Origin of the sequence: Loigolactobacillus iwatensis (genome assembly GCF_003950295.1) — a bacterium.
Lineage (GTDB): Bacteria > Bacillota > Bacilli > Lactobacillales > Lactobacillaceae > Loigolactobacillus > Loigolactobacillus iwatensis.
In genome coordinates this window covers 67,823-81,034 of the sequence record NZ_RHNP01000006.1, presented here as the reverse complement: position 1 = coordinate 81,034, position 13,212 = coordinate 67,823, and the positions used below count along the sequence as shown (strand labels likewise).

4 protein-coding genes are annotated in these 13,212 nt (G+C 42.5%); 1 reads left to right on the top strand and 3 read right to left on the bottom strand.

Annotated elements, in window-relative coordinates; all coding sequences use genetic code 11:
* Positions 1 to 899: 899 nt before the first annotated feature.
* On the bottom strand, positions 900 to 1,697 hold the full coding sequence (gene map / locus EKM98_RS03205) for a type I methionyl aminopeptidase (protein WP_125980536.1): 798 nt from the start codon (positions 1,695 to 1,697) through the stop codon (positions 900 to 902).
* Positions 1,698 to 2,448: 751 nt separating this feature from the next.
* On the opposite strand from map, the gene EKM98_RS03200 reads away from it, so the two are divergent.
* The gene (locus EKM98_RS03200) at positions 2,449 to 3,174 is read left to right on the top strand and encodes a DUF3862 domain-containing protein (protein ID WP_125980530.1); all 726 of its coding nucleotides are present in this window, start codon (positions 2,449 to 2,451) and stop codon (positions 3,172 to 3,174) included.
* A gap of 25 nt (positions 3,175 to 3,199) precedes the next feature.
* Here the strand turns inward: EKM98_RS03200 and EKM98_RS03195 are convergent, their stop codons facing one another.
* A complete protein-coding gene (locus tag EKM98_RS03195; protein ID WP_125980528.1) occupies positions 3,200 to 4,147 on the bottom strand; it encodes a TDT family transporter in 948 nt (315 codons plus the stop codon).
* A 339-nt stretch (positions 4,148 to 4,486) separates the two neighbouring features.
* Positions 4,487 to 12,940, bottom strand: a complete 8,454-nt coding sequence (locus tag EKM98_RS03190; protein ID WP_125980526.1) for a mucin-binding protein — start codon at positions 12,938 to 12,940, stop codon at positions 4,487 to 4,489.
* Between the last annotated feature and the right edge of the window lie 272 nt (positions 12,941 to 13,212).

Genomic DNA, 13,212 nt, shown 5'->3' with positions numbered 1-13,212 from the left:
CACCAAAAGAGCCCTAATCACAAAGTGATTAGAACTCTAATATCTGGATTCACCAACAACAGTTGACGAAGAGCCAAACTAGCAATTAGCCTAGAAATTTTCAAAAACCAAGTTTAAGTCATTAATATATAAATTTTAATTATAAATTAACAATTAGGCTTAGTTGATATACTTTATTTTAACATAAAATCCGCAAAGCAGCAATACGACCCACTTTCAAAAAAAAGTTTTTACATTATTCCCATTATCGATTTGAAAAATCCATAAGCCGTAGGACCGCCTCTAAATCAAGGTTTAAAAAGCTCACATTTCTCTATCATTACAAATAAATAATGATTCAATAACTTTAAAATTCAGTCGTAGTCAATTTTAATAAACTAAATCACTAAAATTGACTACAAAAAATTACAACTATTTTCGCATTTGTGTAAATAAAAAAATTTGGCCAAAAGTGAAATGACAAAAAAGTCTGTCTCACTTTGACCAAATTTTTCACATACTTATTACTTCGAAAAATATCTTATTTTCATATTTTGAACGTTCAAAAATACAACTGATTTAAAACGATCACGTGAATCTAAGAAGTGTTTGAAAAATACCCGTATTAGTATTCACCTAGCTAATTTAGCGGAAGCGTGTTTGAAAAAACAGATTCCTGCGGTGCGGTGACCGCGACGAACTTATCCGCAAGCCGCTATGAACTTTATCCCTGTGCTCCTTGACGATTTTCGCCCTAGTTGAATGGACAACAGATGGCGCATTAAGATTATAAACGTACTTAACTGCGACTCGGACTTCAGTTTATCCTAGTCCGATCGCCATCATCAGCGAAGCCAGTAATCATCCTCAGTAGATGAAGTAGCATCTAACCGTTTTTTCAACCACGCTAGTAACTCACTCTAAAAATCCTTTGGTAATAAATATTTTGCGTCCTCTTCAGGATCCTGTGAAGTTAAAATCTTAGGACCATCTTTGGTGATTACTAACGTATGCTCGTACTGACAGCTTAATGAACCATCCACCGTCGTCACGGTCCAGCCATCTGGTGCAGAACTGTCACAGTGCCAATCACCAACGTTAACCATTGGTTCAATCGTAATGGTCATCCCTTCGCGTAAACGTAATCCTTTGCCAGCAGTACCGTAACCTGGTACCATCGGATCTTCGTGCATAGTTGGTTGAATACCGTGGCCAACGTATTCACGAACATCACCGTAACCATTCTCATCTTCAACGTAGGTCTGAATGGCGTGGCCAATATCACCCACTCGATTGCCAATCACGGCCTGATCAATGCCTAAATAGAGCCCTTTCTTCGTTACCGCCATCAACTTCTTAACTTCATCACTGACATCGCCAACAGCGTAGGCCCAGCAAGAATCAGACATATAGCCATCGACGGAAACAACGGTATCGACTTTCACTAGGTCGCCATTTTTCAACAAAACATCTTTCCGGGGGAAACCGTGACAGATTTCATTGTTGATACTGACACAAGTGGCATATTTATAGCCTTCAAAGCCCTTTTCTTCAGGCTTAGCGTTATTTTCTGCAAAATAACGAACAGCAAATTTTTCAATGTCCCAGCTGGAAATCCCAGGCTTGATAATCTTCCGTAATCCAAGGTGCATCCCAGCTAAAACGGCACCAGACTTCTGCATACCGCGAATTTCACGATCTGATTTGAGCGTAATCATTGACATTAATACGAACCTCCTGAATTCTCTAATCTTTATTTCCTAATACTTGCAGGATTCCTATCTTTATAAATTTAAAGATGTTTCCTGCTTTTTTCATGACATTTCTATTATATACTTTATACGTATTTACGAAAGTTACTAAACTCGAGAGTGTTTGAAAAAGCGGTTAGATTCTGAGGATTAGCCTAAGTAGGCGCTTTGGCCGTGAAGCGGCCGAAGTGACTGCTGTAGCTAACCGCAGGAATCTGCTTTTTCAAACACGTTTACACCAGAGTACCTGAAAAAGCGTTCAGATTATGGAGTATAGCCTACTACTCCGCAATGGAAGAGGAATATTAGCAAAGAGCGCTAATATTCTTTGATGCTACGGACGTTGACCATTCTTGTGGCGAAAACAAGGGAGCACAGTTATAAAGTCCATAACTGTGTTTCCTCGACTAAGCCCGTCTCGGTCACCGCAAGAAACATGGCAGCTAGGCGAAAAGAGACGCGCAGCGGATCGTTCGACTGGCGTAGCTATACGCAGGAATCTGCTTTTTCAAACACGTTTACACCTAAATTAAAACTAAACTTAAATCACTACCCAACGTCAATTCTAATAGCGTCTCTCTAAACAAATTTAAAAAAATACAAAAAAGCACTATAATCGAGTAAAGATCATCGTTCCATTACTAAATTTTAATTTCAAACTTGATCACTTCTCAGAAAATAGACTATCGAATATCTAATTCAGCAAGGGAGCTAGCTTATGTGGAAAAAAGGTAAACACAAAAATGAAATTGTCTACGTAGAAAAGAAGCCAGTTTATAAACAACGCTGGTTTTGGATTCTTATTGTCATCGTGATACTTTTAGTCGCTGGTGATATCAGTAATTTCATTTCTAAAAATAACTCATCTACTACTGATAGAACGGTAGCAGCCAGCAGTGCACCAGCGAAGACAACGCCTAAAAAGAGTACCCACGCAAAAGTGAATTTAGTTAGCGATATTACCGCGGAAAGCTACAATAATATTAAAGTTGGTAATTTAACCAAGAGCGGTGGTGACGGGACAACTTACATGAGTTTAGTCCAAAAGTTTGGTAAGCCAAGCACAACAAGCGATGCCGCAAGCAATAATATCGCTACTAAAGTAAAAACTTGGTCCAATATCCGTGGCAGTGGCCCTGATGCCAAAATGACCATTTCTTTTGTGCATAATCATGCAGTTGATAAGAATCTAACCGGTATTCAGGTCACGCGCGCGAATAAAATCACTTTGGCCCAATTCAATAGTCTCCAGAACGGTCAGAGTTACCAGCAAGTTACGAAAAAACTTGGTAAACCCAACGCCGTGCGTGTTACTTCAAATAACGGAAAAAAGACAACCGTTACGGAATATTTGACTGGCGTTGCTGGCAAGCAAGGCGCCAATCTTATTATTATTTACGATAATGATAAGGTCACCGGAAAAGCCCAAAACAACATGAAATAGTTTTTCAGTCGCAGATGATCAAACTCTAATTAGCATCTTCGCCTACTTTACTTCGATTTTCCTGATAAAGGTAACGGACATAGCAAACTAGGACGTACCCCACAATGAGGATTGCAACAATTGATTCTACAATCGTCAGCAAGTTCAGTGATATTATTTGGTAACCAATTTTAATGAAAAGATCACGAACGGCAGTGATGGCAATCGCTGTAATGACTAGTGGAAAGGTAAACGCCGCGTAACTTGGTGAGAATTTAGTTTGCAACAAGCGTGGCAGCAGTGCTAACACCAAGAAATACATTAACTGTGAAAGAACCAGCAGACCTAGCAACGGCCAAAAGCTATGGTACGTAAAGCCTTTCATGTAGCCCGCTAAACAAAGTGATCCTGGGGCCGCAATAACTGTAATTAAGGGTAAAGTTCGCTGGGACATTTTTTTGATTTTAAATACCCGGCGCAACACAATTGGTAACAAGATTAGGTAAAAGATAACGGCTAGCCACAGTACAACGTGGCCTAAGGTCGGGTTAAAACTTGCGGAAGTCATTGGTATGACCCCCATCCCAACGTAGACGATAAACCAGCTAGGGTAAACTTGCGTAATGGTCACCTTTTTACGCAGCACAAAGTAATACGTGAAGTAAAGCATAAGCCCAAGTTGGATGATCACGCCTAAATACCAAACACTGGTGGCTAAGTGCTTAAAGTCCGTTAGATACGTGGCCAGCACCATGATGGCCATTGAAAAGTTAGGCGCCACCGAAGCAATGATTGGGTCTTTCAGCGCCTGAACACTGTCCTTGAAATCAAAGATTAATTTTAAGATGACAAACAAGATCCCAATTGCGGCGCCAAGTCCCAGTATATTAGCAAGAACTGTTAGTTGATAATCCTTTGCTAAGTTACCTAAGGAAGCAATGGCCAAAAAAAGGCCGCAGATGGGAATGGGAATTGATTTAAGAAAAATACGCATTAGTTCGTTGCTCCTTTATAAAGACTTAGAATTAGTTTAGTCGTTTTGATCGTGCTTTGGAAGCCTATTTTTATTATAGGAAGTGTTTCAAAAAGCGTTCAAATTCTGAGAACAAGTCTAACCACTCTCTGGTTAGCAAATTCAAGCCATAACTATTTTAATTACCGCTAAAATATTGACTGAAATCCGGCAATACGTTAGTTACTCTGCCGCAGAAAATTAACCAGAAAAAGAAACAGCAAAAACTATCGTCATAGTTTTTGCTGTTTCTCTTTTATTGCTTGCTAAAAAACCTTTTGCCATTAGCTAATCGAAAATAACCATTAATTTTTCATTCGATTAATCTTTATCTTCGTGGCGCCGTTTCTTTCCAGCACCTGCTAAGCCAGCAAGTCCAAGAAGGAACGTTCCAATCATAGCCAAGTAACCATTAGCGTTTTCACCTGTTTGTGGTAATTTGTGCTTATCCGTCGTTGTCGACTTCTTCAAGCTGGTTGCGTCACCAGCCAGTTTAACAACTGGTTTCGCCGTTGTCTTAAACGCCGTTTGTACAGTGGTTGCCTGTTCATTGGATTGTTGTCCTTCACCAGGCGTAGTTGTAGCCGTGCCCTTACCTTTATTAGCGTAAGCATACGTGAGTGAGCCGTCCGAATGAACGCTTTCGGTAAATGGACCATCACCGTTGCCTGAATCATGTGTCATGGAAACAACGCCGTTTGGTTTGTCATTCGTAACCGTTGTTTTACCAATCGTTGCCGTTTCGCCAGGATGCAATGTGATTGCCGGTAGTGAGTCTTTGCCATTTGGCGTTTCAACAATCGTTTCATCACCAGTATCAACATCGACATGAACGTGCGTATTATCGCCGTCTGGCCACGTCTTATTAATATCAGTAACTTCACCATCTGGATTCTTCGTTACGGTAGTTGTGCCGCCGTCTGGATCCTTAGTAGTGGATAACGTCCCGTTGAAAGTGTAACTAACTGTTTGGTTAAGATTCTGGCCTTTTCCAGAGCGAATTGCGTCAATATCAGCACTTGCTAATGTGACAGTAGCAACATTGGCCTGACTTGAAATGTAATTTTCAAGTTTTGGACTAGCAACACTAGCCAGATTATTTGTTCCATCGATTACCCAATCAGTAAAGCCAAGTAATTCACCAGTCTTACTATCAACAATTGCACTTCGTTTGAAGTTCGTCGTCTGCGTAACTGTCTGCGGAGTGGCTGGTACGTTAGGATTTTTACTTGCGTTGATCTTGTAAGTAATTGTCCGACTAACTGTCTGATTCAAATCAGCGGCAGTGATTTCTGGCATCTTAGGCCCGTCAGGATTACTTGGATCAACTGGCTGCGTTGGATCAGTTGGTTCAGTTACCTCGATACTATCGTCATTTGTGTAGGTTACTGTTACGTTGTCTGCATTAGCCTTGAAGTTTGTGACTTCATCATTAGTTAATGTAACGGCTGGGGCGTTCTTGTCGGCAGTATAGCCCAGCACTTTTGGACTAATAACGGCTGTAAAACCATCATTTGTACTGTTTCCATCGTTACTTGTTGCTAGGGCCCAGTCACTATAACCAAATAGTTCACCGGTCTTACCATCAACAATTGCTGTCCGCGTGTAACTTGCAGTTTGCGTAACCGTCTTTGGTGTCGCATCGCCAGCGCCTTGATAGGTGATTGTCCGACTGACTGTCTTATTCAAATCACTTTCACTGACACCTTCTGGATATTTTGGTCCATCAGGATTATTCGGATCAATTGGATCAGTTGGGTCTTTGGGATCAGTTGGTTTAACAATAACGCCACCATCACTGGTGTAAGTCACCGTGATATCTGCTGAGGCGGCCTTGAAGCCAGTAATATCGGCATCAGTTAATTCAGTCGCACCGACCGTTTTATCGGCCATGTAGCCTGATACAGTCGGATTCTTAACGGCAGTAAAACCGTCATTAGTATCGTCTTGATCACTATTAGCAGTTAATTTCCAGTCACTGTAGCCTAGTAATTCACCGGTCTTGGCATCAACAATTGCCGTTCGGGTATACTTACCAGTTTGGGTAACTGTCTTTGGCGTTGTTACCGCTGGTAAGGCTGGATCAGTGACTACTTTGTAGGTAATTGTTCGACTGACTGTCTTGTTCAAATCATTTTCGTCCACACCTGCTGGGTACTTTGGCCCTTCAGGATCAGTTGGATCAACTGGATCGGTTGGGTCTTTGGGATCAGTTGGCTCAACCGTGACGCCACCATTACTAGTGTAATTAACCGTGATATCCTTTGATGTAGCCTTAAAATCAGTGATATCGGCATCGGCCAAGTCAATCGCAGCAACCGTCTTATCAGCCGTATAACCTGGTACTGCCGGATTCTTAACTGCGATCAAGCCATCATTGGTATCGTCTTTATCATTATTAGTCGTTAATTTCCAGTCGCTGTAGCCTAATAACTCACCCGTTTTACTATCAACAATTGCCGTTCGGGTATATTTACCAGTTTGGGTAACTGTCTTTGGTGTTGTTACTGCTGGCAAAGTTGGATCAGTAGCAACCTTGTAGGTAATTGTCCGACTAACCGTCTTATTCAGATCATTTTCATCCACACCTGCTGGGTATTTTGGTCCTTCAGGATCAGTTGGATCAATTGGATCGGTTGGGTCCTTTGGATCAGTTGGTTCAACAGTCGTTCCGCCATTACTAGTGTAATTAACGGTGAGATCGGCTGAGCCATCCTTAAAGTTAGTAATTGCATCATCGACCAATTTAGCATCAGCAACTGTCTTATCAGCCGTATAACCTGGTACAGCTGGGTTCTTAATGGCGATCAGGCCATCATTAGTATCGTCTTTATCGTTGTTAGTCGTTAATTTCCAGTCGCTGTAACCTAGTAATTCGCCTGTCTTAGTGTCAACAATTGCCGTTCGGGTGTACTTACCAGTTTGGGTAACTGTCTTTGGCGTTGTTACTGCTGGCAAAGCTGGATCAGTAACTACTTTGTAGGTAATCGTTCGACTAACTGTCTTGTTCAAATCACTTTCGTCCACGCCTGCTGGGTACTTTGGTCCCTCAGGGTCGGTTGGATCAATTGGATCAGTTGGGTCTTTGGGATCGGTTGGTTCAACAACGACACCACCATCACTGGTGTAATTAACCGTGACATTAGCCGAGTCAACTTTAAAACCGTCAACTTCGTTATTACCTAAGGTTACTGCTGCTGCATCCTTGTCAGCCGTGTAACCTGGTACCGCTGGGCTCTTAACGGTGGTAAAGCCATCGTTGGTATTATTCTTATCGTCATTGGTGCTTAACGTCCAATCACCATAACCTAATAACTCACCCGTTTTGCTATCAACGATTGCTGTTCGGGTGTACTTACCAGTTTGGGTAACTGTCTTTGGTGTGGTTACTGTTGGTAAAGCAGGATCAGTGACTACATTGTAAGTAACTGTCCGACTGACTGTCTTGTTCAGATCATTTTCATCCACACCTGCTGGGTACTTTGGTCCCTCAGGGTCGGTTGGATCAATTGGGTCCGTTGGGTCTTTGGGATCAGTTGGTTCAACGGTTGTTCCACCATTGCTGGTGTAAGTAACTTTAACATTGGCAGAATCTGCCTTGAAACCGTTTACTTTGGTATTGCCTAATTCAACCGCCGCGGCATTTTTATCAGCCGTATAACCTGGTACGTGCGGGCTAACAACGGCAGTAAAGCCATCATTGGTCTCATCTTGATCACTATTAGCACTTAATGTCCAGTCACCATAGCCTAATAGTTCACCCGTTTTACTATCAACGATTGCTGTTCGGGTGTACTTACCAGTTTGCGTAACTGTCTTTGGTGTTGTTACTTTTGGTAAAGCAGGATCAGTGACTACGTTGTAAGTAACTGTCCGACTGACTGTCTTGTTTAGATCATTTTCGTCCACACCCTCTGGGTACTTTGGTCCCTCAGGGTCGGTTGGATCAATTGGATCAGTTGGGTCTTTGGGATCGGTTGGTTCAACAACGACACCACCATCACTGGTGTAATTAACCGTGACATTAGCCGAGTCAACTTTAAAACCGTCAACTTCGTTATTACCTAAGGTTACTGCTGCTGCATCCTTGTCAGCCGTGTAACCTGGTACCGCTGGGCTCTTAACGGTGGTAAAGCCATCGTTGGTATTATTCTTATCGTCATTGGTGCTTAACGTCCAATCACCATAACCTAATAACTCACCCGTTTTGCTATCAACGATTGCTGTTCGGGTGTACTTACCAGTTTGGGTAACTGTCTTTGGTGTGGTTACTGTTGGTAAAGCAGGATCAGTGACTACATTGTAAGTAACTGTCCGACTGACTGTCTTGTTCAGATCATTTTCATCCACACCTGCTGGGTACTTTGGTCCCTCAGGGTCGGTTGGATCAATTGGGTCCGTTGGGTCTTTGGGATCAGTTGGTTCAACGGTTGTTCCACCATTGCTGGTGTAAGTAACTTTAACATTGGCAGAATCTGCCTTGAAACCGTTTACTTTGGTATTGCCTAATTCAACCGCCGCGGCATTTTGATCGGCCGTGTAACCTGGTACATGTGGGCTGGTAACGGCCGTAAAGCCATCATTCGTCTTATCTTGATCACTATTAGCGCTTAACGTCCAGTCACCATAACCTAATAATTCGCCAGTCTTCGCATCAACAATTGCCGTCCGTGTATACTTACCAGTTTGGGTAACTGTTTTTGGTGTTGTTACTGTTGGCAAGGCAGGATCAGTGACTACGTTGTAGGTAATTGTCCGACTAACTGTCTTGTTTAAATCATTTTCGTCCACACCTGCTGGATACTTTGGCCCTTCAGGATCAGTTGGATCAATTGGGTCGGTTGGGTCCTTTGGATCAGTTGGTTCAACAGTCGTTCCACCATTGCTGGTGTAGGTAACTTTGATATTAGCTGTATCGGCCGCAAAACCGTCTACTTCGTCATTGTCTAATTCAACTGCGGCGGCATTTTTATCAGCCGTATAGCCTAGTACGTGTGGGCTGGTAACAGCAGTAAAGCCATCATTCGTCTCATCAGCGTCAGTATTAGTACTCAATGTCCAGTCACCATAGCGTAAGAATTCGCCAGTTTTGGCGTCTACGATTGCTGTTCGCGTATAAGCGCCAGTTTGAGTAACCATTACTGGTGTTGTTACTTTTGGTAAAGTTGGATCAGTGACCACGTTATACGTGATCGTTCGACTAACCGTCTTGTTTAGATCACTTTCATCCACACCTGCTGGGTACTTTGGTCCCTCCGGATCAGTTGGATCAATTGGATCGGTTGGGTCCTTAGGATCTGTCGGGTCAACCGTAACCGTTTCATCCTCCGTGTAATTAACTGTAATTGTTGTATTTTCCGGTGTTTCACCTTTAGCCAATATAACTGCAGCAGGATTAACCGTTGCAACGGTTGCCTGATCAGGTGTGTAGCCCAAAACTTTAGGACTAGTAATGGCGCCATAATTACCTTGTGGTGTCCATGATACTTCACCAGTTGTTTCATTGGTAACTAGTTTATATTCAACCGTTTGCGCTTTATCGGGAGGAGTAGCGTCACCAGCACCTGTGTAATGGATCGTTTGGGTTACTTTAACGGTCTCCTTATTTTGAACGATATTGTCCGCACTTAATTCAACGGTTCGGACAACATTAAAAATTTCTTCAGTTTCTTTACCTAGATACTCGTTATCATCGTCCCCGCCTGATGGATTATTATCCGCCGGAACAGTTGAACGCTCATTGCCAAAGGAAGCGCCAGTAATATCCGGATTAGCTTCGGCCGCAGCCTTGTCATTAATCGTGGTTCCGGTAACTGCTCCATGGTAACCTGGTTTAGTGGTCGTTGGCGTGTATGCAGTAAAGACGGTTGCATCATCCGCTGAAGTCCCACTTGCGTCCGTAGTCCAGTTTGTGTAAACCACATTACCATCATCATCCAAGTGTGCTGTCCGGTAAATATTCACCGTTGGTTGGGTTTCGTCGGCTGGCACTTTACCAGTGACACCTTCAGCATTAACATAAGTGATTTTTTCGTTGGCAGTTCCCTGGAGGTAAGTTACACCAGTACCGGTAACGTCGCCTGGATTATCTGGCGTATAAATGATCGCAGTAACGTGAATTGCAATATCATCAGTATCATCATCAGTGAGGTTAATAGTGACAGTTTGACCATCGGTATAGTTAGGGTCATCAATTTTAAAACCTTCAGGTGCCGTTACAACGTATGTTTTAGCATCGCCTACAACACCTAGTATTGGTTGAATATCATTAACTACCTTACCAGTAGCGTTGTTAACGTAGCTGACGTTGGCCGTGGCCGTATCATTGGCCGCTAAATAATTGAACATATTGTCGTAATCGACAACATCCAGCGTGTAGGATGAATACTGGTTCGCTCGCGCATCGGCCTGACTATCATTATAGTCAGTTGTTTGCCCAATATTAGGCGTGTACCAGTTCTTCGTATCATTCATTGAAACCGGACTTGTCCACATAAAGGTACCGTCATTAGCAGCCGTTTGAACCCATTTAGACGAGTATGAGCCATCAGGGTACTGGGTATAGACGATTTCATAACTCTTTTTAGTGTTGGGATCATTTGTGTAATCCGCAATTGCTTTAAGAACCGCTTGGTACTCAGCATCGTAGACTGATTTAATCAGGCTATTGGTGTCAGTCAAACTATCTGAATAGTCGGCGTACTCATTACCGTTCTTATCAATGATGACGGCGGCATTACCTGTGTTGGCCTTGGTCAGTAAATAGGCGCTGGCGTCTTCTGCCTGCCCATTAATGGCCGCATCAAACGCCGCCTTCTTAATTGATTCAGTACTATTATTTAAATACTGTTGTGTCGTTTGGTAGAAACCATCGTGTGATAATTTGGTTGTATCTTCTTTTTTAGCATCATTATCAAACGAGAGCTTGCCACTTGTTGTTGTTTTATCTGATGTTGCAAGAGCTGAACCTGTTCCAGTAATATCACCTTGACCCAAGAGATCATAGAGGTAATCATTTTCGCCATCAATCGAGGCAATATAGTCGGCTCTTTCAATGACACTGCGGATTGCAGTGTAAATGTTAGTGACGTACTGGGAGAAAATTTCTTGAGGGAACTTGATACTCCCAATTGCACCGTAAAGGCCACCATTGGGACCATATTTAAAACCATTCATAATCGTATAAGTGATATCAGCAAAGGTCGTCCCATCATTCAAGAATTGCACATCAAAATCATTTTGGCCGCCTAATGAGACTGGGTTACCCATGATTGCTTTTTCCAAATAAGATTGGATCATTGGTTGGAATAACGGAATATAAGCATTCCAAACGTGAACCACATCGTTTAACGACTGTTGAATCGCATCCCGTGGATCATTACGGTTGTCATTATTATCAGCAACATAATTTGGCGAAGTTGGGTCATTGACGGTTGCCATCGCATCGGTGGCCGCCTGTTGATACATTGCGTAGACGGCCTTATTAGAATTATTAAACGCATTAGATTTGGTCCCAGAGACATCTAAAGGCATATTGGAACCTGATTTGGCATCGCTATCATAAGCAATTGAATTTGCGTAAGTATCAGCGTCTTTTTTCAGGTTCGTAGCTAAAGCAGTATAAAATGCATCGGTGGCTTTCGCCCATTGCTTAATAAATGTCTGATAACCGGCTTGATAGTTTAGATCGCCACCGTTATTCTTTGTGTTTGTACTACCGGAATCGATCCACCAAGCACTAGGGTTAGTGATATCAATGCCATAAGGCGTATCGGTTGCAGCATAGTCAGAGATATTGACGTTGTCTACTTTTTGATGAGTAATACTGGTTGCACCTGCATTGCTCGGAACTTCATAATGAATATCTTTTTCAGTATCAACACCATTGGCAATTCGACCGGCCTCATAGACTTTACCTAAACCATAAAGTTGACTGTATAGTGTATAGCTAACAACAATCTGTCCAATCCCATTGGCAACATTGCCGGTAGAAGCCAACCCTTTATTATTTTGTAAATCCCAGCCAGCCTGCATATAACCATCTTTGTACATTTGGCTGTCAGGATCTGCTACTGCAGCAGCGGCAACCGCAGTAACGGTTACTGGTTGATTAGTTTTTTCACTTATGGCCTTAGCACTGGCCTTGGCCGCATCGATTTCTTTACTAGTTGGATTCACCAAATTAGTTGCTGTAGCTGCAGAACTTGTACTAGCAACAGTTGAAGCAGCGGTGGCTGAACTTACGGCCGTTGAATTATTGGTCGCTGGATTGGCAGTAACGGCTGCTACTGAACTTGGGCCCACAGAACTGACTGGTGCAGTACTGCTAGCTGCACTAGAACTCGCGGGTGTCGTACTTGTGGCCGCGGAACTCACTGCAGTCTGAGTTGCGTTGGCACTTGCTGGTGCAACACTAGCGACGGTAGCACTTTGGGCAGTTGCCTCAGCAGCACGAGAATCTTTAGCGACCACGCTAGTTGCTGCAGAACTTGCTACTGGTTTGCTTTCGGTGACCGAGCTTGAATCAGCAGCCACTTCTGAAGTTGCACCGCTGGTAGCGGCCACTGAATTAGAAACCGCACCACTACTAGTTGCGGTCACATTAGTGGTTGACTCAGTAACTTCGGCGGCCTTAGCATCAGTTGTTTGAGCAACTGCGCCAATTCCTAATGAAAGCATAGCTAAGCTAGCAAAAACCCAATGTTTGCCAGCCTTGTACATTTTATAGTGTTCATTAACTTTATTTGCGCGTCCAAATCTATTATTTTTACCCATAGACCCTAACTCCTCCTTATAAAAACGTAAAACAAGTAATGTTACTTCCCCATTTTTCAGCAATTCAACAAATTTGGTTTTGCTGAAGAAACCGCTTCCTCCTATAAATTAAGTCTATAAGCTAAAGAATTTATACTCAACGTCCCTTCAGACCAAAATGTTTGCCCAAAAGGGAAAGTTAAAAAGCATTAAACTATTATATTTTTATTGGAGTGATTAATTTATTCTTTGTCTTTATGGATAATCAATGTATATAATTATTGTTCTTTGGA

What these genes read in the sequence shown, in the direction of transcription:
- map (WP_125980536.1), bottom strand. Translation starts at nt 1,697, where the DNA reads ATGATTACGCTCAAATCAGATCGTGAAATTCGCGGTATGCAGAAGTCT.
- EKM98_RS03200 (WP_125980530.1), top strand. Translation starts at nt 2,449, where the DNA reads ATGTGGAAAAAAGGTAAACACAAAAATGAAATTGTCTACGTAGAAAAG.
- EKM98_RS03190 (WP_125980526.1), bottom strand. Translation starts at nt 12,940, where the DNA reads ATGGGTAAAAATAATAGATTTGGACGCGCAAATAAAGTTAATGAACAC.
- EKM98_RS03195 (WP_125980528.1), bottom strand. Translation starts at nt 4,147, where the DNA reads ATGCGTATTTTTCTTAAATCAATTCCCATTCCCATCTGCGGCCTTTTT.